We start from the raw sequence: 23,665 nt of genomic DNA on the forward strand, positions 1-23,665 counted from the left end.
GGGCCCCGGATGCGTATAACCGATTGACGCCAAACGCGTCGCAGTCATAACAGCAAAAGCGCCTGCCGGTCACAAGCCGTTGGGGAAGAAGAAAGGTGGTATTGTGAGCGGCGTCGATAATTTCGCCGCTGCGTAGAGAGGGCGCCGGTGGCGCCCGAGAGGATTTAGTTGGCGAGAAACTGTGACAGGGTAACTAGCTGTGCGCCGGCGCGCGCCATGTCCTGCAGCGCTTGCTCACTGTCGCCCGGCTGCAGATTCACGCCGCGGCAGCCGTCGACGATCACCTGCGTCGGATAGCCGGCAGCCAGTGCATCCAGCACGCTGAACTTCACGCAGTAGTCGGTCGCCAGGCCCATGATCGCCAGCCGCCGGACGCCCTGCGATTGCAGCCAATCGTGCAGTTCGGTCTGCGCCCGGTGGCCGTTATCGAAGAACGCGCTGTAGCTGTCGATGCTCGTATCCTGCCCTTTGCGAAAAACGGCATCGATGTGTTGCCGCTGCAATTGAGAATGAAAATCGGCGCCGTGGCTCCCTTGCACGCAGTGCACCGGCCACCACACCTGCGGCAGACCTTCCAGCTCGCCGAGGGTGCCGACCTGCGCATGGGAGTTCACCGCAAAGCTGCGGTGATTGGCGGGATGCCAGTCCTGGCTGGCCACCACCGGCTCGCCCCGCGCCAGGCAGGCGGCGATCGCCTGATTGGCGACCGGAATGACGGCGTCGCCCTCCGTGACCGCCAGCGCGCCGCCGGGGCAGAAATCGTTTTGCAGATCGATCAACAACAGGGCCGTTTTCATCGCCGCTCCAGAGTTCAGTAGGTTAACCGTTGATGCTCAGCTCGCCGCGCAGATCTTGCTGCATCAGGGCGCGGATTTGTTCCGGCGTCAGCGGCTGGCTCAACAGATAGTGCAGCTTGGTCAGGGCGGCTTCCACCGTCATGTCGAAACCGCTGATCACCCCGGCATGCGCCAGCGCGTTGCCGGTGGCGTAGCCTTCCATATTGACGCGCCCGGAGATGCACTGCGTCAGGTTGACCACCACGATGCCGCGTTCAGAGGCCGCACGCAACTCGTCGATCAGCTCGGCCTTTTGCGGCGCGTTACCGACGCCGTAGGAGCGCAGGATCAGCGCCTTGACCGGCTGCAACAGGAAATTACGCACCACCGCGCCGGAAATGCCCGGATAGATGGTGACCACGCCGATCGGCTGCGGCGTGATGTCATGCACCTGCAACGCGCCGTTGCAAGCCGGGCTGTCGATGCCTTGCTGGCGGCGAATATGGATGCCGGCTTCCAGCAGCGGCGGCAGATTGGGGGAAGCGAAGGCGTCGAAGCCGTCGGCGTGCGCTTTGGTGGTGCGGTTGCCGCGGAACAGCTTGTTGTTGAAGAACAGGCTGACTTCATTCACCGGATGGTTGGCCGCCAGAAACAGCGCGTTGAGCAGGTTGGTTTGGCCATCGGAGCGCAGCTCCGCCAGCGGGATCTGCGAGCCGGTGACGATCACCGGTTTGGCCAGGTTTTCCAGCATGAAGGAAAGCGCCGAGGCGGTGAACGCCATGGTGTCGGTGCCGTGCAGGATCACGAAGCCGTCGTAGCGATCGTAGTTCTGCTTGATGTCGTCGGCGATGTGCTGCCAGTCTTCCGGCGTCATGTCTGAAGAGTCAATCAATGGCGCGTATTCATGAATGGTGAAATCCGGCATCTCCGGCCGATGGAATTCGGGCATCAGCGCCAGCTGGCGCTGCAGGTGGCCGGAAACCGGGATGTAGCCGTGATCGGAACGCTGCATGCCGATGGTGCCGCCGGTGTAGGCGACGTAAATGGATTTCTTTTGCATGGTTATGATTTTAACAAAGATAAGATGGGCTGAATTATAGGGACATGGCGGCAGAAAAAAAGCCCGGCGGTGGCCGGGCTGCAGAATTATTTGTTAGCGGACTTCTCCGCAGGTGAGACAGATCGCATAACGGTTTTGCGGATCGTTCAGGTTATTGAACAAGCCAGGTTGTTCTTTCACCGCGTTGGCGACCGAAGCCAGCGGGGCGGGCAGCATGGCCTGAATCGCGGCCGGCAGCATGGCGTGAATGGAAACGCCAAACTGGCTGAGCACCATATCGCTCAGGCTTGGGGTATCGACGAACCAGTCGAGCTGCCACTGCTGCAGCTTTGCCAGCTCGGCGGCTTTCTTCACCGCGTCGTCGAAATCACCCAACTGATCGACCAGGCCGTTGGCCTTGGCGTCGCTGCCGAGCCAGACGTGACCCTGTGCGATTTGGTCAACCTGCTGCGGGGTCATCTTGCGTGATTTGGCGACCAGATCGAGGAAGTTCTTATACCCGTTTTCGATATTCAGCTGCATCATCTGCGAGAACTCCTGCGGCAGCGCCTTGGTGACCGCGATATCGGCCAGCGGCGAGGTCGCCACGCCGTCGGTGTGCACACCCAGCGTATCCAGGGTTTTCTCGTAGGTATTGATGATGCCGAAAATGCCGATAGAACCGGTCAGGGTGCTCGGGCTGGCGATGATATAGTCGGCCGGCGTCGAGACCCAGTAGCCGCCCGACGCGGCCATGCCGCCCATCGACACCACCACCGGTTTGCCGGCGGCGCGCACGGCGGCCAGCTCGGAGCGGATCACTTCGGACGCGCTGACGCTGCCGCCTGGGCTGTTGACGCGGAACACCACGGCCTTGACGGCCGGATCCAGACGCGCCTGGCGCAGCTCGGCGGCGGTGGTGTCCCCCCCGACGTTGCCCGGTGTCTGCTGGCCGTCCATGATGGCGCCGTTGGCGAACACCACGGCGATCTTGCCGCCCTGGTTGGCGTCCGGCTTCGGCTGATAGTCGTAGATGCTGATGGCGTTGAAATCGTTCGCCTGTTTGTCCCAGCCGAAGGTCTTGACCAGCTGATTTTCGATCGCGGTGCGCGACGCCAGCTCGTCCACCAGCTTATTGTCCAGCGCATAGCGGGCGGTGTCGCCACCGGCCGCCTGCAGGCCGCTCAGCACGCCGGCTGCGCCCGGGAACAGCTGCTGCGGCGTCAGTTGGCGGTTGGCGGCCACGGTCTCCAGGTAGTTCTGCCACAGGCCGCCGATCCAACGGCTGTCCGCTTCGCGCGCCGCCGGGGACATATCGTCGCGGATCAGCGGTTCGACCGCCGATTTATAGGTGCCGACGCGGAAGATATTGGTGGTGACCTTGAGCATGTCCAGCAACGACTTGTAATACAGGTTGTTGGTGGCGAAACCGTGCAGATCGACCGCGCCCTGCGGCGACAGGAAGACCTTGTTGGCGTAGCTGGCCAGGTAGTATTGCGTTTGGTTGTAGCTGTCGCCGATGGCGAAGATCGGTTTGCCGCTGTCGCGGAACTCGCGCAGCGCTTTGCCGATATAGCGCAGCGACGGCTGATCGGCGCCGGCGAAGTCATTCAGCTGCAACACCATGCCGGTAATGTTTTTGTCGTCTTTGGCCTTGCGGATGCTGTCCACCACGTCGAACAGCGAGTTCTCCTGCAGGCGGCTGCTGGAGGCGCCCAACAGTTCACGCCCCCATTGCCGCACCCGGTTGTTTACCGAAGGCTGATCGACCACCACGCCGCTTAAATCGACCAACAGCGCGCCGCGCGCCGGGGCCGTCGAGGTGGAGGAACTTTGGAAGGACAGATAGATGCCGACCCCAACCAGGATCAGCAGGACCAGGAACAGGTTAAGGATCAGTTCCCTGATAAAATTCAGCAGACGCCATGTCCACCGGAAAATGCCGGCAATAATTTGCCACAATGTGCGCATGTGCTCTCCAACAAGAGTCGAGAATGTTCCGCTATCCTAATGAGCGGCCGGGTAAATGTCAGCTTTAAATCGTGGCACACAGACGCTATCGCCGAGGCTGTAACTCGCCGTTTAGCTATGTTAACGTGGCCGGAATGAAAATTGTTATCAGGAGTTTACGATGGATGCTCTGGATCTTTTATTGAATCGTCGCTCGGCTTCGCGCCTGGCGGAACCGGCGCCGGCGGGGGAAGTGCGCCAAAACATCATCAACGCGGGCCTGCGTGCGCCCGATCACGGTGCGCTGCAGCCGTGGCGTTTCGTGATGATCGAGAATCAGGGCCTGGAGCGCTTCAGTCAGTTGCTGCAGGCGGCGGCGAAGCAGGATCAGTTGGATGAAGCGGCGATCGAAAAAGCCACCAAGGCGCCGTTCCGCGCACCGCTGATCATCACCGTCATCGCGCATTGCACTGAAGAGACCAAGGTGCCGCGCTGGGAGCAGGTGGTTTCCGCCGGTTGCGCCGTGCAGGCGATGCAGATGGCGGCGCTGGCGCAGGGCTTTAACGGCATCTGGCGCACCGGCGCCTGGACCGAGCATGCGCTGGTGCGTGAAGCCTTCGGTTGCCGCGAGCAGGACGAGATCGTCGGTTTCCTCTATCTGGGCACGCCGCAGCTGAAGGCCGCCACTAAAGTGACGCCGCCGGACAGCACGCCTTTCGTCAGCTATTTCTAAGTATTATCCAACGGGGCGCGGCGAAAATGCGCCAAACCCCGCAAAATTGCATGGTTTCTGAGCAGGCCGTTCGCTTATCGGCGGCCCGCTCTTATCAATCCCCTCGGCAAGCGCTACCCTATGTTATCTTGAGTGCCGTTATCGAAGGGAGTGGACTATGACATCGCCAGCGATCCGTTTAACCCAGTACAGCCATGGCGCTGGCTGCGGCTGCAAAATCTCACCGAAAGTTCTCGAAACCATCCTGCACAGCGAGCGGGAGAAATTTGTCGATCCGCGTCTGTTGGTCGGCAATGAAACCCGCGACGACGCGGCGGTGTATGACATCGGCAACGGCGTCGGCATCATCAGCACTACCGACTTCTTCATGCCGATCGTCGACGATCCGTTTGATTTCGGCCGTATCGCCGCCGCTAACGCCATCAGCGACGTGTACGCCATGGGCGGCAAACCGATCATGGCGATCGCCATTCTCGGCTGGCCAATCGCCAAACTGCCGCCGGAGGTGGCGCAGCAGGTGATCGACGGCGGACGTTTCGCTTGCCAGCAGGCGGGGATCGCGCTGGCCGGCGGCCATTCCATCGATGCGCCGGAACCTATCTTCGGCCTGGCGGTCACCGGCGTGGTCAATACCGAGCGAGTGAAAAAGAACAGCGCCGCACAGGCCGGGGCGCAACTCTATCTGACCAAGCCGCTGGGCATTGGCGTGCTGACGACCGCCGAGAAGCAAAGCAAGCTGCGCCCTGAACATCAAGGGCTGGCGACGGACGTGATGTGTCGTCTTAACAAGCCGGGCGCCGACTTTGCCGAAGTGGCGGGCGTCACGGCGATGACCGACATCACTGGCTTTGGCCTGTTGGGCCACCTGAGCGAGGTTTGTCAGGGCTCCGGTCTGCAGGCGACGGTCTGGTTCGATCGGGTGCCGAAACTGCCGGATGTCGAGGCGTACATCGCCGAGGGCTGCGTGCCGGGCGGCACCGGGCGCAACTTCGACAGCTACGGCCATCTGGTGGGCGAGATGAGCGATTTGCAGCGTCAGCTGCTGTGCGATCCGCAAACCTCCGGCGGTTTGCTGTTGGCGGTATTGCCGGAGGCGCAGGCGCAGGTGCTGGCGATTGCCGAGCAGCACGGCATCACGCTCAATCCTATCGGTGAGCTGCATGCCGCACAGGCAGGTAAACCGCTGATCGAGGTTGTGTAGTGTCCAAGATGCAAGGCAGGCCGGACAGCGCCGATTATCAACGCATTTTTCTGCACGACGTGCCGCTGATTGACGTGCGTGCGCCGATCGAGTTTCAGCAGGGCGCCTTCGCTCAGGCGGTGAACCTGCCGCTGATGGTCGACAGCGAGCGGCAGGCGGTGGGCACTTGCTATAAGCAGCATGGTCAGCAAGCGGCGATTGCGCTCGGCCACAGCCTGGTGAACGGCAAACTGCGCGAACAGCGCACCGCCGCATGGCTGGCGGCCTGTGCGCAGCGACCCGAAGGTTATATTTACTGCTTCCGTGGTGGGCTGCGCTCACAGCTGGTGCAGCAATGGCTGCATGAGGCCGGCGTCGAGTACCCACGTATCACTGGCGGTTATAAGGCGCTGCGCAATTATCTGCTCGGCGTGTTGGCGCAAAGCGCGGCATTGCCGATGGCCCTGGTGGGCGGCAATACCGGCAGCGGCAAGACGCTGCTGGTCAACGAACTGGCCGACGGCGTCGATCTGGAAGGCGCGGCGCGCCATCGCGGTTCATCTTTTGGCCGAACGCTGGCGGGGCAAAGCTCACAGATCGATTTTGAGAATCGTCTGGCTGTGTTATTGCTGAAAAAACAGCATGGTGGCAGCCGCCGTTGGGTGCTGGAAGACGAAGGGCGGATCATCGGCAGCAACAATCTGCCGTTGCCGTTGTTCAACGGCATGCAGCAGGCGCCGGTGGCGGTGATCGACGATCCGTTTGATATTCGCCTGGCACGCCTGCAGGCCGAATATATCGACGGGATGCGCGCACAGTTCGAACAGGCCTATGGCGTGGAAGAAGGCTGGCGGCAGTACGACGACTATCTGCATCACGGCCTGTTCGCCATTCGCCGCCGGTTGGGCCTGGAGCGCTTCCAGCAGCTGACGCAGCGGCTGGAAGCGGCGTTGCGGGCACAGCGTCTCAGCGGCCAGGGTGACGCGCACAGCGAGTGGTTGGCGCCCTTGTTGCAGCAGTACTACGATCCGATGTATTGCTATCAGTTGGAAAAGAAAGCCCAGCGGATCGTCTTCCGTGGGAACTATGCAGAAGTAAGAGAATTCTTGATGACGTTCAGCCAGAAAAACGGTGAATAATGCGACTGTTCATAGCCGAGAAACCGAGTTTGGCGCGCGCCATTGCCGACGTATTGCCCAAGCCGCATCGCCGCGGCGACGGGTATATCGCCTGCGGCAACAATGATGTGGTGACCTGGTGCGTCGGCCACCTGTTGGAGCAGGCTCAGCCTGACGCCTATGACAGCCGCTATGCGCGCTGGTCGTTGGCAGACCTGCCGATAATTCCCGAAAAATGGCGGTTGCAGCCGCGGCCTTCGGTCAGCAAACAGCTCAACGCCATTAAAAAGTTGCTGCTCGAAGCCGATGAAGTGGTTCACGCCGGCGACCCGGATCGCGAAGGGCAACTGCTGGTGGATGAGGTGCTGGACTACCTGGATTTGACGGCGGAAAAGCGCCAGAACGTGCGCCGCTGTCTGATCAACGATCTCAACCCGCAGGCGGTGGAGCGCGCGGTTGAACGCCTGCGCGACAACCGTGACTTCATCCCATTGTGCGTGTCCGCCCTTGCGCGCTCACGCGCCGACTGGCTGTACGGCATCAATATGACCCGCGCTTATACGCTGCTGGGCCGCAACGCCGGTTATGACGGCGTGTTGTCGGTGGGCAGGGTGCAGACGCCGGTGCTGGGGTTGGTGGTGCGGCGCGATGAAGAGATCGAAAACTTCGTGCCGAAAGACTTCTTTGAGGTCAAGGCGCACATCGTCACGCCGAAAGAAGAGCGTTTCGTGGCGCTGTGGCAGCCCAGCGAGTCGTGCGAGCCTTATCAGGACGAAGAGGGGCGTTTGCTGCACCGGCCGTTGGCGGAGCATGTGGTCAAGCGCATTGAAGGCCAGCCGGCTCTGGTCACGTCTTATAACGATAAACGGGAATCGGATACCGCGCCGCTGCCGTTTTCGCTCTCCACGCTGCAAATCGAAGCGGCCCGGCGTTATAACCTCAGCGCGCAACAGGTGCTGGACGTTTGCCAGCGGCTGTACGAAACCCACAAGTTGATTACCTATCCGCGTTCCGACTGTCGCTACCTGCCGGAAGAGCATTTCGCCGGCCGCTACGCGGTGCTGAACGCCATCAGCGTGCACCAGCCCGAGCTGTACCCGCAGCCGGTGATCGACAGCGATCGCCGCAACCGTTGCTGGGACGATAAAAAGGTCGACGCGCACCACGCCATCATTCCCACCGCCCGCGCCGGCAAGATTAATCTGACGCAGGATGAGCGGAACGTGTATGGGCTGGTGGCGCGCCAGTATCTGATGCAGTTCTGTCCGGATGCGGTATTCCGCAAATGCGTGATCGAGCTGGATATCGCCGGCGGCAAATTTATCGCCAAGGCGCGATTCCTGGCGGAAGCCGGCTGGCGTACGCTGCTGGGCAGCAAGGAGCGCGACGAGGAGAACGAAGGTGCGCCGCTGCCGGTGGTGGCTAAAGATGATGAGCTGTTGTGCGAGCGCGGTGAAGTGGTGGAGCGCCAGACGCAGCCGCCGCGGCCGTTTACTGACGCCAGCCTGTTGTCGGCCATGACCGGCATCGCGCGGTTCGTACAAGATAAAGCGCTAAAGAAAATCCTGCGGGCGACCGATGGTTTAGGTACGGAAGCGACGCGAGCGGGGATCATCGAATTGCTGTTCAAGCGGGCGTTTCTGTACAAGAAGGGACGCTATATTCACTCCAGCGAAACCGGGCGCGCATTGATTCACTCGCTGCCGGATCTTGCTGCGCGCCCTGATATGACGGCCAACTGGGAAGCCACGCTGACGCAAATCAGCGAGAAATCCTGCCGCTATCAGGACTTTATGCAGCCGTTGGTCGGCACGCTGCAAGAGCTGATTTATCAGGCCAAGCAGAGCCGGGCGAGCATGGCGTTTCGTGGATTGCCGCCGCCGCCCTCCAGCGGAGGCAAAAAACGCAGGAAAAGCGCCGGCAAGGCGCAGGAGAAGAGTGAATGAAGCGTGGACTCACTGGTGTATTGGCTGCCGCGGCCCTGATGTTTTCCGGCCTGGCCGCCGCCAATCGCGGCGATGTGGACGTGGTGCTACCGGTTTCGCCGGAGATCTGGGGCGCGGCCAAAAGCGGCGACAATCCGCCGTCGGCGCAGCCCTGCAGCCGTTGTTGCGTCTACCAGAATCAGAACTATTCCGAGGGGGCGGTGCTCAAAGTCGAAGGGGAAGTGCTGCAGTGCGTGCGTGAGCCTAATACTATCGGCACCAACCCCTTGATTTGGGTACGATTGAAGAAGTGACGATGTAACCTGTCACCGCGCTCAGCGCGCCTCGCCTTGCGCGGCGAGATAATCCGCCAACAGTGGAACGTCAGCGGGCGCCAGGGGGTATTCCTGCGCCTGTTGCGGCGTGACCCAGACCAGCGCCGAATGGCAGCGCTGTTGCAGTTCACCGGAGAACTCCGCGACTCGCCAGGCATGCAGTCGGATGATGCGTTCGCCTTGCCGCCACTGGTTGCTGCCCACATAGTTGCCGATACGGGCGCTAATCCCCAATTCTTCATCCAGCTCGCGCGTCAGCGCCTCCGGCTGGCTTTCGCCGGTTTCTACCTTGCCGCCGGGAAACTCCCACAGGCCGGCTTGATCGCTGCCTGCGCCGCGCTGGGCCAGCAAAATACGCCCATTTTGTTCCAGAATGGCGGCTACTACGTCGATAATTTTCATCGGCTTCACAGAATAAAACCCCGGCGAGCACCGGGGGATGGGGTTACAGCGTGAATTCCGCCCAGACCGGCGCATGGTCGGAAGGTTTCTCCATGCCGCGGGTTTGGTAATCGATGCCGGTGGCGATGCAGCGCGAAGCCAGCGGGGTGCTGGCCAGCAGCAGATCGATACGCAGGCCGCGATTGTCGTCGAACCCTTTGGAGCGGTAGTCGAACCATGAAAACTCGTCGTTGCGCCCCGGGTTGGCGTGGCGATAGGTATCTACCAGGCCCCAGTTCAGCAGGCGATCCATCCATTCGCGCTCTTCCGGCAGGAAGGAGCACTTGCCGGTGCGCAGCCAGCGTTTGCGGTTGTCTTCGCCGATGCCGATATCGTAATCACTCGGGCTGATATTCATGTCGCCCATGATCAGCACCGGGGATTCCGCCGACAGCTGCTGCTCCAGGTAGTTTTGCAGATCCTGATAAAAGCGTGTTTTAGCCGGGAATTTGATCGGATGGTCGCGGCTTTCACCTTGCGGGAAGTAGCCGTTGATCACCGTCAGCGTGCCCTGCGGCGTAGCCAGATCGGCCATGATGATGCGACGCTGCGCGTCTTCTTCATCGGTTGGGAAACCGCGGCGCACGGCCAGGGGCTCCGCTTTGGTCAGCAGCGCCACGCCGTAATGGCCTTTTTGCCCGTGATAGAACACGTGATAGCCGTGCTGGCTGACTTCTTCCAATGGGAACATGTCATCGTGAACTTTGGTTTCCTGCAGACCGATCACGTCGGGCTGGTGCTGTTCGATAATTGCCGCCAGCTGATGCGGACGCGCGCGCAGTCCATTGATATTAAAAGAGACAAACTTCATGAGCGGTGCCGTTTTCACGAGAAAAATGTGCTGTGATAGTAGCAGAGTTTGGCGGGAAATGTAACGCAGACAGCGGCAGGACCGCTGACTGCGCCGCGGGTTTATTTCGCCCAGCGGTCGTAATTTTTAGGTTGATAGTCGTCAAACTGTTGCAGCAGCGTCTGTGCCGATTCGCTGATGTGCAGGGTGCCGAGATAGTCGTGACGCATAAAACCCTGATCGGCGACGTGCTCGAGGAACTGGCTCAGCGGGCGGTAGAATCCGTTGACGTTCAGCAGGCCGACCGGCTTATTGTGATAGCCGATTTGCCCCCAGGTCCAGATTTCAAACAGCTCTTCCAGCGTGCCGATGCCGCCGGGCAGGGCGATAAAACTGTCCGCCAGCGCTGCCATACGGGCTTTGCGCGTATGCATGTCTGGCACCACTTCCAATTCAGTCAGGCCGCGATGCGCCGTTTCCGCTTCAACCAGGCGCTCGGGGATAATGCCGACCGCTTCACCGCCTGCGGCCAACACCGCGTCTGCCACGATCCCCATCAATCCTTTTTTGCCGCCGCCATAGATTAAACGGCTCCCCTGTGCGGCCAGCAGTTGCCCCAGTTGACGAGCCTGCTCGGCATAAGCGGGATTGACGCCTTCGCTGGCGCCACAAAAAACGCAAATATTGTTTCGCATCCACCTGTTCCTTACTGCACTAAAGAAGCCAGTGGTATAGCGAATTGTCGGCCGGAGTTCAAGTTACGGCTGGGAGTGAGGAACAAAACGGCTGGATGAAAGCGGTTAATAAGGGGAGATAACTTGATTTATTGATACGAGAACATTGGATGCACGTGTTGGATGCGATGTGCTTTAAGTGGGTTTTGGGATTTTCTGCAAGAGATGGTGGTGGGGGAAGGATGATTCGTCGCTGCGCGACTCACCTGCGGGCCGCGCTGAAGCGCGTTGTCTCACTGCGTGAGACTCGAACCTTGGTCGAAGCTTCTCATCCTTCCCCGATTCGGAACATTATGGAGGCGATGTGCTTTTAACTCAGTTTTGGGATTTTCTGCAAGAGATGGTGGTGGGGGAAGGATTCGAACCTTCGAAGTCTGTGACGGCAGATTTACAGTCTGCTCCCTTTGGCCGCTCGGGAACCCCACCATGGTATTCATGGATTTACAAATTGTTGTTCCGGTTTTACCCGGAAGAAACCTGGCCGGTTTCTTTACTGCGTCTTCGCTCCTGGCAGAGAGAAGATGGTGGTGGGGGAAGGATTCGAACCTTCGAAGTCAGTGACGGCAGATTTACAGTCTGCTCCCTTTGGCCGCTCGGGAACCCCACCATATACATGGCTATTTAACTGGCCTTGCTTGCGAGAGCGCTGTCTCGGTAAGCGGGGCGCATCATATCAAATGAAGCGGATGTGTAAAGCATTGAAATGCAGAAAATGAATCGTTTGCCGTTTTTTTATTCTTGGCGGTGCATCCCTGAACGAAATGCACCGATTTATTGAACGATTACAGAATAACGGTGCGATTGCCGTAGACGAAGACGCGCTGCGCCAACACCTGATACAGGGCTCGGCTGAGCACGTTTTTCTCCACGTCGCGGCCGGCGCGCATCATATCCTCGGCGGAATAGGTGTGATCGACGTGGATCACGTCCTGCATGATGATCGGGCCTTCGTCGAGATTGTCGTTAACGTAATGGGCAGTGGCGCCGATGATTTTTACCCCGCGCTCGTAGGCCTGGTGATAAGGTCGTGCGCCGATAAACGCCGGCAGGAACGAATGGTGAATGTTGATTACCTGATTCGGATAATGTTGCACGAAGGCCGGGGTCAGCACGCGCATATATTTGGCCAGCACCACGTAATCCGGCTGATATTGATCGATCTTGGCCGTCATTTCGCGGTCGTGCTGTTCGCGCGTCAAGCCTTCGTGGCTCACCAGATGGAAAGGAATATCGAAACGCTCCACCAGCGTTTGCAGCGTGTCGTGGTTGCCGATTACGGCGGCGATCTCAACATCGAGGCCGCCATAGGCGCTTTTCATCAACAGATCGCCCAGGCAGTGCGCCTCTTTGGTGACCAGCACCACGATGCGCCGGCGCCCGGTGCTGTGCAGTTCACGCAGTGAACCTTCCGGCAGGGCGCTGTCCAGATCGGCCAGCAGCGTGTTGTCGTTGAAAATGCCTTCCAGTTCGGTGCGCATGAAGAAACGCCCGGTGCGGTGATCGACGAACTCATTGTTCTGGACGATATTGAGTTCGTGCTTGTAACAGATGTTGGTGATCTTGGCGATCAGCCCTTTGGCGTCCGGGCAGATGGTGCGTAACACTTTCCGTTGTACATTTTGGTGTGGCATGGGTTTGAGGATCCTGTCTGATACTGAATGGCCTGTCTGCGCAGGCGTAAACGTGAAGCGCCGGCCGGTTAGCGCCCGCAGCACTTCTTGTATTTTTTCCCTGAGCCACAGGGACACATCGCATTTCGGCCGGGCTGGGGTTTGGTGCCGTCGATATAATACCAACGTTGATCGCGACGAAGGAAGCGCGAGCGCTCATGCATCGCCTGCGGCTCGCCGCTTTCGCCATCGGTGAAACGGGCGATGAATTCGACGAAGCCTTCATCCGGCTCATGACCGGCTTTCTCTTCCACGATCGTCAGGCCCAGCCACTCGGTATTCTTAAAACTGTCGACGATGGCATTGCGCCACGCTTCGGCGCCGCAGTCGGGGTGCCAGGTGGCGATCAGATAGTCGACGTTATGATTCACGTAGGCGGTGAAGCGTGAACGCATCAGTTGGCCGGGCGTCGGCGCCGGTTGACTGCCGCTGATAAAAGGGGCGCAGCACGCGTTATACGCCAGTCCGCTGCCGCATGGGCATGATTCGGGCAAAATGACTCCTGAGAAAACGAGGCTGAAAATGAATTTAGCGCATATGTTACCTAACAATATTCGTCAGTGACAATCTACCCTGAAAGCAGAGAACACCGTTTACCGAGAGGATGACGCGATGCGGCAAATCAAGATCGGACTGGCGCTGGGAGCGGGCTCGGCTAAAGGCTGGGCGCACATCGGCGTGATCAATGCGTTAAAGAAGCTGGGGATTGAGATCGATATCGTTGCCGGCTGCTCTGTCGGCGCGTTGGTGGGCGCCGCGTTCGCCAGCCATCGCCTGCCGGCGATGGAGCAGTGGGTGCGATCGTTCAGCTATTGGGACGTGATTCGCCTGATGGATTTTTCCTGGCAGCGCGGCGGCCTGTTGCGCGGCGAGCGGGTGTTTAACGCCGTTGGACAGCTGCTGAAGATCAATGATATCGCCGATTGTGCGTTGAAGTTCGGTGCCGTGACGACCAATCTCAGTACCGGCCGTGAGCTGTGGCTGACCGAAGGCGATATTCATCAGGCGATACGCGCCTCCTGCAGCATGCCCGGCCTGTTGGCGCCGGTATGGGCCGACGGCTATTGGCTGGTGGATGGCGCGGTGGTCAATCCGGTGCCGGTGTCGCTTTGCCGCGCCATGGGCGCCGATATCGTCATTGCGGTCGATCTGCAGCATGACGCGCACCTGATGCAGCAGGATCTGTTCTCGATACGTATCGAGGAAGAAAGCCCGGACGATGCGCCTGCGGCTACCTGGCGCGGGCGTCTTCGGGAACGCGTCGGCAGAATGCGCAAGCGCAAACCGGCTACGGCGCCGACGGCGATGGAGATTATGAGCACATCGATTCAAATGCTGGAGAATCGCCTGAAGCGCAACCGGATGGCGAGCGATCCGCCGGATGTCTTGATCCAGCCTTTTTGCCCGCAAATCTCAACGCTGGATTTCCACCGCGCCGATGAAGCGATCGAGGCGGGGTTGCTGGCGGTTGAAAAACAACTGGATCGGTTGTTGCCGTTGATAAAAAATAGATAATTCTCGGTTCTTGGTTGGCAATGCGCAGTTGGTCTGTTTCAGACGAGCATAAGTGACCTTTTTGAGCCACTATTACACTATGGAAAGGGACGAGGCTCGGCTGATGGCATTACCACTCACTCACAAGCGCATCTTGATCGTTGAGGACGAACAGGTTTTTCGTTCCGTGCTGGTCGGTTATCTGACCTCGCTGGGCGCTGAAACCGGCGAGGCGACCAACGGTTTACAGGCGCTGAGTGCCGTCGATGACTTCAAGCCGGATCTGATTCTGTGCGATCTCGCGATGCCGGAAATGGGCGGTATCGAATTCGTTGAACACCTGCGTTTGCAGGGGCTGCAGATCCCGGTGCTGGTGATCTCGGCCACCGACAAGATGGCGGACATCGCCAAGGTGCTGCGGTTGGGCGTGCAGGATGTGCTGCTCAAGCCGCTGACCGATCTCAATCGCCTGCGTGAAGCGGTGCTGGCGTGCTTATACCCCAATATGTTCACCTCCCAGGCGATTGAAGAGGTTGAACTGTTTCAGGATTGGGATGCGTTGAGCAAAAATCCTTCCGAAGCCGTCAAACTGCTTAAGCAACTGCAGCCGCCGGTACAGCAGACCATTGCGCATTGCCGGATCAACTATCGGCAGTTAACCACCGGCGAAAATCCCGGCCTGGTGCTGGATATCGCCGCCTTGTCAGAAAAGGATCTGGCATTCTATTGTCTGGACGTCACGCGCGCCGGCGATAATGGCGTATTGGCGGCGCTGCTGTTGCGCGCATTATTTAATGGGCTGCTGCAGGACCATCTGGCTAATCAACAGCATCGTTTGCCGCAAATGTCGGCATTGTTAAAGCAGGTTAATCAATTATTGCGGCAGGGGAAATTGGACGGTCAATTCCCTCTGTTGTTGGGATATTATCACGCCGAAAATAAAAACCTGATTCTGGTTTCCGCCGGGCTGCATGCCAACGTCAATACCGGTGACAATCAAATCCAGCTGAGCAACGGCGTGCCACTGGGGACGCTGGGGGCTACCTACATGAATCAGATCAGCCAGCGTTGTACCGCCTGGCAATGTCAGGTATGGGGCAGCGGTGGCCGATTGCGACTGATGCTCAGCGCTGAATAGCAGGCAGCGATCGGCGCGATCTCAAGCTATTTACTTATCTGTAATTAAACCGTTTATTTATTCTCCGGATTATCCGAACGGGTAATAGTCCTAAATGTTTTCTATTTGTGTTCTGGTTAATGCTCGGCGCGCATAAGCTGGTATACTCCGAAGGTTTTTTTATATCGAGCCCACGCTCATAAAATGAGCGCTTTAGCTTTAAGAGAGGAAATAATGCCTGCTGTAAATCGCAAAGTCAGAAAAGCCGTGATCCCGGTTGCAGGCTTGGGTACGCGGATGTTGCCGGCCACCAAAGCCATTCCGAAAGAAATGCTGCCGCTGGTTGATAAACCTCTGATCCAATACGTCGTCAATGAGTGCATTGCGGCGGGGATTAACGAGATTGTGCTGGTCACCCACTCCTCCAAGAACTCGATCGAAAACCATTTTGATACCAGTTTCGAACTCGAAGCGATGCTGGAAAAACGCGTCAAGCGCCAATTGCTGGACGAAGTGCAGTCGATCTGCCCGAAAGGCGTTACCGTGATGCAGGTTCGTCAGGGTAATGCCAAAGGCCTGGGGCACGCGATTATGTGTGCCTACCCGATGGTGGGCGATGAACCGGTCGCGGTGGTGCTTCCGGACGTGATCCTCGACGAATACAGCGCCGATCCGAAAAAAGACAACCTGCACGAAATGCTGCAGCGCTTCGAAGCCACCGGCGTCAGCCAGATCATGGTTGAACCCGTGCCGCATAAGGATGTCGGAAACTACGGCGTAGCCGACTGTAAGGGCGTTGATTTGCAACCGGGCGAAAGCGCGCCGATGGTCAGCGTGGTTGAGAAACCGTCGCCGGATAAAGCCCCTTCCAACCTGGCGATTGTCGGTCGTTATGTGTTGTCCGCCGATATTTGGCCGCTGTTGGCGAAAACGCCTCCAGGCGCCGGCGATGAAATTCAGCTGACTGACAGCATCGAAATGCTGATGCAGCAGGAAACGGTGGAAGCGTATCACCTGAAAGGCGTGAGCCATGACTGCGGTAACAAACTGGGTTACATGCAGGCCTTCGTGGAGTACGGCATGCGTCATGCCAGCCTGGGCAAAGAGTTTTCTCAGTGGCTGCAACAGGTTGTTGCCGCTGACAAGAAGTAATTTGATCTTTCGTCTTAATTTGAAAAACTAGGATTTTCACATGAAAGTAACAGTTTTTGGTATTGGTTATGTGGGGCTGGTACAGGCCGCCGTGCTGGCTGAAGTTGGCCATGATGTTATGTGCATCGATGTTGACGAACGAAAAGTCGAGAACCTGAAAAAAGGGAATATCCCGATTTTTGAACCGGGCCTGACGCCGCTGGTACAGCAAAACTATGAGGCTGGGCGCCTGCATTTCACCACCGATGCCAAAGCGGGCGTGGCGCACGGGAATATCCAGTTTATCGCCGTCGGTACGCCGCCGGATGAGGACGGTTCCGCCGATCTGAAATATGTCACCGCGGTGGCGCGCACCATCGCCGAGCACATGACCGATCGCAAAGTGGTGATCGACAAATCTACCGTGCCGGTCGGTACGGCGGACAAAGTGCGTCAGGTGATGGCGGAAACGCTGGCAAAACGCGGCAGCAACGTGCCGTTCGACGTGGTGTCCAACCCTGAATTCCTGAAGGAAGGCGCTGCAGTGGCTGACTGCATGCGCCCTGAGCGCATCGTGATCGGCACCGATAATAAAGAGGTGATCGAGCCTATTCGCGAGCTGTACGAGCCGTTTAACCGCAATCACGATCGTATGATCATGATGGATATCCGCAGCGCGGAGCTGACCAAATATGCCGCCAACTGCATGCTGGCGACCAAAATCAGCTTTATGAACGAAATGTCCAACCTGGCGGAAATGTTGGGCGCGGACATCGAGAAAGTGCGTCAGGGCATCGGTTCCGATTCACGCATCGGTTATCACTTCATCTATCCTGGCTGTGGCTACGGTGGTTCTTGCTTCCCGAAAGATGTTCAGGCGCTGATCCGCACGGCGGAGCAGATCGGTTACCAACCGAAGCTGTTGCAGGCGGTAGAGCAGGTCAACTACCAACAAAAAGACAAGCTGAACAGCTTTATCAAAGACTATTTCGGCAGCGATTTGAAGGGCAAAACCTTCGCACTGTGGGGTCTGGCGTTCAAGCCGAATACCGATGACATGCGTGAAGCGTCCAGCCGTGTGCTGATGGAGCAGCTGTGGGCTGCCGGCGCCACCGTTCAGGCCTACGATCCGGAAGCGATGAACGAAGTTCAGCGCATCTATGGCCAGCGCGACGACTTGAAGCTGATGGGTACCAAAGAGGCTGCGTTGCACGGCGCCGATGCTCTGGTGATCTGCACCGAATGGCAGAATTTCCGCGCACCGGACTTTGATGTGATCAAGGGCGCGTTGAAGCAGCCGGTGATCTTCGATGGACGTAACCTGTACGATCCTGAGCGTTTGGCGAATCGCGGCTTTACCTACTATGCGATTGGCCGCGGTGCCTCGATTAAACCGGTTATTTAAGGAGTGGGCATGAAATTCCTGGTTACAGGCGCCGCAGGGTTTATTGGTTATCACGTTGCAGAGCGTTTGTTGACCGCCGGGCATCAGGTTGTCGGCATCGATAACCTGAATGACTATTATGACGTGGGCCTGAAAATGGCCCGTCTGGACAGACTGGCGGATAAGCCGGGATTCCGCTTCATCAAGTTGGATTTGGCCGATCGTGAAGGCATGGCGACATTGTTCGCCGAGCATCAGTTCCAACGAGTCATTCATTTGGGTGCCCAAGCCGGCGTGCGTTACTCGCTGGTCAACCCGTTGGCTTATGCGGACGCTAACCTGATCGGTCATTTGAACGTTCTGGAAGGCTGCCGTCATAATAAGGTCGAGCATTTACTTTACGCTTCCTCCAGTTCTGTTTATGGCCTCAATCGCAAGTTGCCGTTTGCTACCGAAGATTCGGTCGACCACCCTGTGTCACTGTATGCGGCAACCAAAAAAGCCAATGAGCTGATGTCACACAGTTACGCTCATTTATACGGTCTCCCGACGACGGGGCTACGCTTCTTTACCGTATATGGTCCCTGGGGGCGTCCGGATATGGCGCTGTTCAAGTTTACCAAGGCCATATTGGCGGGGGAGAGTATCGATGTATATAACCACGGTGAAATGCACCGTGACTTTACTTACATTGATGATATCACCGAGGCGATTGTGCGGCTGCAGGCGGTTATTCCGCAGGCAGATCCGTCATGGACCGTTGAACAGGGATCGCCGGCGACCAGTTCCGCGCCGTATCATGTTTATAATATCGGCAATAACACCCCCGTTAAACTGATGGAATATATCACGGCGTTGGAGCAGGCTTTGGGGCTAACTGCCCGCAAGAATATGTTGCCAATGCAACCTGGCGACGTGATGGATACCAGCGCGGATACCGCGGAGCTTTATCGTGACATTGGTTTTAAGCCGGAAACCAGCGTTGAAGAAGGGGTGAAGCGCTTTGTTGATTGGTATAAGGCATTCTACCAGGTTCAATAATTGAACGAGGGTATATGCGACAAAGGGGCCTTAGGGCCCTTTTTTATCGCTGGAACCTCATGCAAGGAACAAAATGCGAATTAGGATATTTACTAAAAGGAAAGGGATGAGGCAGGATCGCGGCGATAAGCTTTAAAATGAAAAGGCCCCCCGCAGGGAGCCTTTCAGATACGGGCCGAATCGCTATTACAGCAGGAAATCGTCCAGAGATTTACCTTGCTCTTCGATAGCTTTCTTAATCACCGCTGGAGTACGGCCTTGGCCGGTCCAGGTTTTCAATTCGCCGTTTTCGTCTTTATATTGGTATTTAGCAGGACGTGCTGCGCGTTTTGCTTTACCGGCAGCCTTGTTGGCAGCCATGGTTTGCAGCAGTTCATTCGGATCGATACCGTCAGCAATCAGCATTTCGCGGTATTGCTGCAGTTTACGGGTGCGTTCTTCGATTTCTGCTTGAGCCTGGCTGTCTTCTTCGCGACGTTCGTTCACAACAACTTCCAGTTTCTCGAGCATTTCTTCCAGCGTTTCCAGTGTGCATTCTCTTGCCTGGGCGCGCAGAGTGCGGATGTTGTTCAAAATCTTTAATGCTTCGCTCATTGTCCTAGTCTCAAATTATATTGGTGGGGGGCGTCTCGATAATAATAGAGTGCTATTTTCTTTTCTGCAATAGCCAAATTGACTTGAATACTCAAATTTACCTTTTAAAAATCCGTTAATCGGATCTGTCCGACTAATATAGGAAGGGCTGTTAACTATTACCCTTGTCGCACTTAAGTCAAAATTTCAGCAGGCATGCTTTAAAAGGCGCGTGTCGCAAGGCTTTCATCGATAAGTTATCGCCGTAATTTATATCAATATTACAATGGGTTCTGTGGGCTTAATCACGTCATGGCAAGGCAGACATTGTAAACAATAGGGGTATATAGGTAAAGATTGCGTCAGGAAACGTCGGGGACAGCGGAGGTGATTAAATGCCCTGTATTGGCCCCGTGTATAATAGACTGGCGCGCCGTTGCGGTTGCGGCACCCGCCGCGGCGAAAGGGTGATTATGCATTAATGGGCAAATGATCGCGGTTAACCATTAGCAAGAATTAATAGTGATGACAGGCATACATTATCCTGTAAATAGCTGTAAAAAGAACGGGCCGACAGAACGATATGTTTCGCTTGAAAGCGCATTATTACGGCGAACGCAATATTCGTTCGCTTTGGGCTGAGCCTGGGGGGCGGCTTATGGTACACTTACCGTCCTAATCGACATTTGAATATTTCTTATACCATCGGAGTTACGGGGCCATGGCTCAACTTTATTTTTATTACTCTGCGATGAATGCCGGCAAGTCCACCGCGCTGCTACAGTCTTCATATAACTATCAAGAACGTGGTATGCGCACGCTGGTGTTCACTGCGGAGATCGATCACCGCTTTGGCGTAGGTAAGGTCAGCTCGCGCATCGGTTTATCCTCGCAGGCCCAGCTCTATAACAACGACTCGATGCTGTACGCCATGATTCAGCAAGAGCATCAACAGCAGCCGGTGCATTGTGTACTGCTGGATGAAAGCCAGTTCCTGACCAAGGCGCAGGTTGAGCAATTGTGTGATGTGGTGGACCAACTGGACATTCCCGTATTGTGCTACGGCCTGCGTACCGATTTTCTCGGTGAGCTGTTTACCGGCAGCCAATATTTGCTGGCCTGGGCCGATAAGCTGGTGGAATTGAAAACCATCTGTCACTGTGGGCGCAAAGCCAATATGGTGTTGCGGTTGGATGAAAACGGCCAGGCGATGCACGCCGGTGAGCAGGTGGTGATTGGCGGTAACGAGAGCTATGTCTCCGTCTGCCGCAAGCATTATAAAGAGGCGATTCACTCCCTGGAGTAGGGGAGAAAACGCCGCCAAAGCCCGCTGAGGCGTTTTGGCGGCGTGAGTCGAAATGCAGCGCCTCCGGCGCAATAAAAAACCCGCCGTTTGGCGGGTTTTTTTATCGGTTCACGAAACCGTTATTTCTTGGACTTCTTTACCGCGGCTTTGGCTGCAGCCGGAGCTGTCGCTTCCTCTTCGACTGTTTCGCTGAATTCGCGGCCGTAGAAGGTATCCAGCATGATTTGCTTCAGTTCGGCAATCAGCGGATAGCGTGGGTTGGCGCCGGTGCATTGGTCGTCGAACGCGTCTTCCGACAGCTTGTCGACTTTCGCCAGGAAGTCCGCCTCCTGCACACCCGCCTCACGGATGGAGGTTGGGATGCCCAGCTCGGTTTTCAGCTCGTCCAGCCAGGCCAGCAGTTTCTCAATCTTCTGCGCGGTGCGGTCGCCCGGTGCGCTCAGGCCGAGGTGGTCGGCGATTTCAGCGTAGCGGCGGCGCGCCTGAGGGCGGTCGTACTGGCTGAAGGCCGTCTGCTTGGTCGGGTTGTCGTTCGCGTTGTAGCGAATGACGTTGGAAATCAGCATCGCGTTGGCCAGGCCGTGCGGAATGTGGAACTCCGAACCCAGTTTGTGTGCCATGGAGTGACAAACCCCGAGGAAGGCGTTGGCGAAAGCGATACCGGCGATGGTGGCGGCGTTGTGCACGCGTTCACGGGCAACCGGGTTTTTCGCGCCTTCTTTGTAGCTGGCCGGCAGATACTCTTTCAACAGTTTCAGCGCCTGCAGCGCCTGGCCGTCGGAGTATTCGTTCGCCAGCACCGAGACGTAGGCTTCCAGCGCGTGGGTCACCGCATCCAGGCCACCGAAGGCGCACAGGGATTTCGGCATGTTCATCACCAGGTTGGCGTCGACAATCGCCATGTCCGGGGTCAGCGCATAGTCGGCCAGCGGGTATTTCTGCCCGGTGGCGTCGTCGGTCACGACCGCGAACGGCGTGACTTCTGAACCGGTACCTGAGGTTGTGGTGATGGCGATCATTTTCGCTTTCACGCCCATTTTCGGGAATTTGTAGATACGCTTGCGGATGTCCATGAAGCGCAGCGCCAGATCCTCGAAGTGGGTTTCAGGATGTTCGTACAGCACCCACATGATTTTCGCGGCGTCCATCGGCGAACCGCCGCCCAGCGCGATGATGACGTCCGGTTTGAAGGAGTTCATCTGCTCGGCGCCTTTACGCACGATGCTCAGCGTCGGATCGGCTTCCACTTCGAAGAACACTTCGGTTTCGATGCCGTGAGACTTCAGAACCTTGGTGATCTGGTCAGCATAGCCGTTGTTGAACAGGAAACGGTCGGTCACGATGAAGGCGCGTTTCGCCCCGTCGGTCGCCACTTCTTCCAGCGCGATAGGCAGCGAGCCACGGCGGAAGTAGATCGATTTCGGAAGTTTGTGCCACAACATGTTTTCTGCTCGCTTCGCTACAGTTTTCTTGTTGATCAGGTGTTTAGGTCCGACGTTTTCAGAGATGGAGTTGCCACCCCAGGAACCGCAACCCAGCGTCAGCGAAGGCGCGAGTTTGAAGTTGTACAGGTCGCCGATACCGCCCTGAGAAGCCGGGGTGTTGATCAGGATGCGAGCCGTTTTCATTTTATCGCCGAAGTAGGCGATGCGAGCCGTTTGGTTATCCTGGTCGGTGTACAGGCAGGAGGTGTGGCCGATACCGCCCATGGCGACCAGTTTTTCGGCTTTGGCGACCGCGTCTTCGAAGTCTTTGGCACGGTACATCGCCAGGGTAGGCGACAGTTTTTCATGTGCGAAAGGTTCGGACTCGTCGACCAGCTTCACTTCACCGATCAGCACTTTGGTGTTGGCCGGTACTTTGATGCCTGCCATTTCGGCGATTTTCGGTGCGGATTGCCCGACGATGGCCGCATTCAGACCGCCGTTTTTCAGGATGATGTCCTGCACCGCTTTCAGTTCTTTACCCTGCAGCAGATAGCCGCCGTGGGAAGCGAAGCGTTCGCGTACCGCATCATAGATAGCGTCAACGACGATGACCGACTGTTCGGAAGCGCAGATAACGCCGCTGTCGAAGGTTTTGGACATCAGGATAGAGGCGACCACGCGCTTGATGTCTGCGGTTTCGTCTACCACGACCGGCGTATTACCGGCGCCGACGCCGATGGCCGGTTTGCCGGAGCTGTAGGCGGCTTTCACCATGCCCGGGCCACCGGTGGCCAGGATCAGGTTGATGTCAGGGTGGTGCATCAGCTGGTTGGACAGTTCGACGGTAGGTTGGTCGATCCAACCGATGATGTCTTTTGGCGCGCCGGCGGCGATAGCGGCTTGCAGCACGATATCGGCGGCTTTATTGGTGGCATTTTTCGCACGCGGGTGCGGCGAGAAGATGATGCCGTTACGGGTTTTCAGGCTGATCAGCGCTTTGAAGATCGCGGTAGAAGTTGGGTTGGTGGTAGGGACGATACCGCAAATCAGGCCGATAGGTTCGGCGATGGTGATGGTACCGAAAGTGTCATCTTCAGACAGGATGCCACAGGTTTTTTCATCTTTATAGGCGTTGTAGATGTACTCGGAAGCGAAGTGGTTTTTGATCACTTTGTCTTCGACGATACCCATTCCGGATTCTTCCACGGCCATTTTGGCCAACGGGATACGGGCATCAGCAGCGGCGAGGGCGGCAGCGCGGAAGATTTTATCCACTTGCTCTTGAGTGAAGTTGGCATATTCGCGCTGGGCTTTTTTGACACGTGCGACAAGCTCGTTCAGTTCAGCGACATTCGTTACAGCCATAATGCTCTCCTGATAATGTTAAACTCTTTCAGTAAATAAGCCGTGCGAGCCACTAGTATAGTCATAACGGGAATAAACGGTGATTCGAATACCGGGGGTTTCCCGCGTTATTTCTTCGCATGCTGCTGATTTGCTT

21 protein-coding genes, 2 tRNA genes and 1 other RNA gene are annotated in these 23,665 nt (G+C 57.3%); 11 read left to right on the forward strand and 13 right to left on the reverse strand.

What is annotated here, in order from left to right:
- Nucleotides 1–164: 164 nt before the first annotated feature.
- From pncA to sppA, 3 genes are all read right to left on the reverse strand, one after another.
- Nucleotides 165–797 carry a bifunctional nicotinamidase/pyrazinamidase gene (gene pncA, locus AC2CGI_RS05585; RefSeq protein ID WP_015378100.1) on the reverse strand — a complete coding sequence of 211 codons (633 nt, stop codon included), beginning with the start codon at nucleotides 795–797 and terminating at the stop codon, nucleotides 165–167.
- A gap of 22 nt (nucleotides 798–819) precedes the next feature.
- Nucleotides 820–1,836 carry an asparaginase gene (ansA, locus tag AC2CGI_RS05590; protein ID WP_076740766.1) on the reverse strand — a complete coding sequence of 339 codons (1,017 nt, stop codon included), beginning with the start codon at nucleotides 1,834–1,836 and terminating at the stop codon, nucleotides 820–822.
- Between the two features lie 93 nt (nucleotides 1,837–1,929).
- A complete protein-coding gene (gene sppA / locus AC2CGI_RS05595; protein ID WP_004932207.1) occupies nucleotides 1,930–3,786 on the reverse strand; it encodes a signal peptide peptidase SppA in 1,857 nt (618 codons plus the stop codon).
- Between the two features lie 160 nt (nucleotides 3,787–3,946).
- Between sppA and AC2CGI_RS05600 the strand changes: the two genes are divergently transcribed.
- The 5 genes from AC2CGI_RS05600 (at nucleotide 3,947) to AC2CGI_RS05620 (ending at nucleotide 9,035) form a co-directional block, all read left to right on the forward strand.
- Complete coding sequence (locus tag AC2CGI_RS05600) at nucleotides 3,947–4,498, forward strand: NAD(P)H nitroreductase (RefSeq protein ID WP_004932204.1); 552 nt, start codon at nucleotides 3,947–3,949, stop codon at nucleotides 4,496–4,498.
- Nucleotides 4,499–4,655: 157 nt separating this feature from the next.
- Nucleotides 4,656–5,699 carry a selenide, water dikinase SelD gene (gene selD, locus AC2CGI_RS05605; RefSeq protein ID WP_004932201.1) on the forward strand — a complete coding sequence of 348 codons (1,044 nt, stop codon included), beginning with the start codon at nucleotides 4,656–4,658 and terminating at the stop codon, nucleotides 5,697–5,699.
- Nucleotides 5,700–5,707: 8 nt separating this feature from the next.
- Nucleotides 5,708–6,817, forward strand: coding sequence for a tRNA 2-selenouridine(34) synthase MnmH (gene mnmH, locus AC2CGI_RS05610; protein WP_076740795.1), 1,110 nt, complete (start codon nucleotides 5,708–5,710; stop codon nucleotides 6,815–6,817).
- Entirely contained in the window at nucleotides 6,817–8,742 is a 1,926-nt protein-coding gene (locus tag AC2CGI_RS05615) for a DNA topoisomerase III (protein WP_076740768.1), read from the forward strand. Before mnmH ends, AC2CGI_RS05615 begins: the two co-directional genes overlap by 1 nt.
- A complete protein-coding gene (locus AC2CGI_RS05620) occupies nucleotides 8,739–9,035 on the forward strand; it encodes a YnjH family protein (protein ID WP_004932195.1) in 297 nt (98 codons plus the stop codon). The genes AC2CGI_RS05615 and AC2CGI_RS05620 overlap by 4 nt, the downstream gene beginning before the upstream one ends.
- Before the next feature lie 21 nt (nucleotides 9,036–9,056).
- Here AC2CGI_RS05620 and AC2CGI_RS05625 read toward each other — a convergent pair whose 3' ends face one another.
- From AC2CGI_RS05625 to AC2CGI_RS05660, 8 genes are all read right to left on the reverse strand, one after another.
- Entirely contained in the window at nucleotides 9,057–9,458 is a 402-nt protein-coding gene (locus AC2CGI_RS05625; protein ID WP_021503849.1) for a pyrimidine (deoxy)nucleoside triphosphate diphosphatase, read from the reverse strand.
- Between the two features lie 43 nt (nucleotides 9,459–9,501).
- Nucleotides 9,502–10,308, reverse strand: coding sequence for an exodeoxyribonuclease III (gene xthA, locus AC2CGI_RS05630; RefSeq protein WP_004932192.1), 807 nt, complete (start codon nucleotides 10,306–10,308; stop codon nucleotides 9,502–9,504).
- A 101-nt stretch (nucleotides 10,309–10,409) separates the two neighbouring features.
- Nucleotides 10,410–10,982, reverse strand: coding sequence for an LOG family protein (locus AC2CGI_RS05635; RefSeq protein WP_076740769.1), 573 nt, complete (start codon nucleotides 10,980–10,982; stop codon nucleotides 10,410–10,412).
- Between the two features lie 205 nt (nucleotides 10,983–11,187).
- Nucleotides 11,188–11,314: non-coding RNA, RtT sRNA (locus AC2CGI_RS05640), on the reverse strand.
- 48 nt (nucleotides 11,315–11,362) lie between these two features.
- Nucleotides 11,363–11,447 (reverse strand) — tRNA-Tyr (locus tag AC2CGI_RS05645).
- Nucleotides 11,448–11,543: 96 nt separating this feature from the next.
- Nucleotides 11,544–11,628: transfer RNA gene (locus AC2CGI_RS05650), tRNA-Tyr, on the reverse strand.
- 175 nt (nucleotides 11,629–11,803) lie between these two features.
- Nucleotides 11,804–12,652 carry a formyltetrahydrofolate deformylase gene (purU, locus tag AC2CGI_RS05655; protein ID WP_004932187.1) on the reverse strand — a complete coding sequence of 283 codons (849 nt, stop codon included), beginning with the start codon at nucleotides 12,650–12,652 and terminating at the stop codon, nucleotides 11,804–11,806.
- Between the two features lie 68 nt (nucleotides 12,653–12,720).
- Nucleotides 12,721–13,185: a YchJ family protein gene (locus AC2CGI_RS05660; protein ID WP_016927486.1), complete on the reverse strand. Its 465-nt coding sequence runs from the start codon at nucleotides 13,183–13,185 to the stop codon at nucleotides 12,721–12,723.
- A 118-nt stretch (nucleotides 13,186–13,303) separates the two neighbouring features.
- Between AC2CGI_RS05660 and rssA the strand changes: the two genes are divergently transcribed.
- The 5 genes from rssA to AC2CGI_RS05685 all read left to right on the forward strand — a co-directional run bounded on the left by rssA (nucleotide 13,304) and on the right by AC2CGI_RS05685 (nucleotide 18,858).
- The gene (gene rssA, locus AC2CGI_RS05665) at nucleotides 13,304–14,206 is read left to right on the forward strand and encodes a patatin-like phospholipase RssA (RefSeq protein WP_004932181.1); all 903 of its coding nucleotides are present in this window, start codon (nucleotides 13,304–13,306) and stop codon (nucleotides 14,204–14,206) included.
- A gap of 103 nt (nucleotides 14,207–14,309) precedes the next feature.
- Nucleotides 14,310–15,323 (forward strand): two-component system response regulator RssB, encoded by a 1,014-nt coding sequence (gene rssB, locus AC2CGI_RS05670; RefSeq protein ID WP_004932178.1) that lies wholly within the window; start codon nucleotides 14,310–14,312, stop codon nucleotides 15,321–15,323.
- Nucleotides 15,324–15,536: 213 nt separating this feature from the next.
- Entirely contained in the window at nucleotides 15,537–16,454 is a 918-nt protein-coding gene (gene galU, locus AC2CGI_RS05675; RefSeq protein ID WP_015378094.1) for a UTP--glucose-1-phosphate uridylyltransferase GalU, read from the forward strand.
- Nucleotides 16,455–16,494: 40 nt separating this feature from the next.
- Nucleotides 16,495–17,838: a UDP-glucose dehydrogenase family protein gene (locus AC2CGI_RS05680; RefSeq protein WP_004932175.1), complete on the forward strand. Its 1,344-nt coding sequence runs from the start codon at nucleotides 16,495–16,497 to the stop codon at nucleotides 17,836–17,838.
- Nucleotides 17,839–17,847: 9 nt separating this feature from the next.
- Nucleotides 17,848–18,858, forward strand: a complete 1,011-nt coding sequence (locus AC2CGI_RS05685; RefSeq protein WP_015378092.1) for an NAD-dependent epimerase — start codon at nucleotides 17,848–17,850, stop codon at nucleotides 18,856–18,858.
- Between the two features lie 186 nt (nucleotides 18,859–19,044).
- On the opposite strand, the gene hns is transcribed toward AC2CGI_RS05685, so the two are convergent.
- The gene (gene hns / locus AC2CGI_RS05690; protein ID WP_004932170.1) at nucleotides 19,045–19,452 is read right to left on the reverse strand and encodes a histone-like nucleoid-structuring protein H-NS; all 408 of its coding nucleotides are present in this window, start codon (nucleotides 19,450–19,452) and stop codon (nucleotides 19,045–19,047) included.
- Between the two features lie 700 nt (nucleotides 19,453–20,152).
- Between hns and AC2CGI_RS05695 the strand changes: the two genes are divergently transcribed.
- The gene (locus AC2CGI_RS05695; RefSeq protein ID WP_015378091.1) at nucleotides 20,153–20,737 is read left to right on the forward strand and encodes a thymidine kinase; all 585 of its coding nucleotides are present in this window, start codon (nucleotides 20,153–20,155) and stop codon (nucleotides 20,735–20,737) included.
- A 119-nt stretch (nucleotides 20,738–20,856) separates the two neighbouring features.
- On the opposite strand, the gene adhE is transcribed toward AC2CGI_RS05695, so the two are convergent.
- Nucleotides 20,857–23,529 (reverse strand): bifunctional acetaldehyde-CoA/alcohol dehydrogenase, encoded by a 2,673-nt coding sequence (adhE, locus tag AC2CGI_RS05700; protein ID WP_044031103.1) that lies wholly within the window; start codon nucleotides 23,527–23,529, stop codon nucleotides 20,857–20,859.
- Between the last annotated feature and the right edge of the window lie 136 nt (nucleotides 23,530–23,665).

It is taken from the genome of Serratia sp. LSHTC3, from assembly GCF_057197125.1.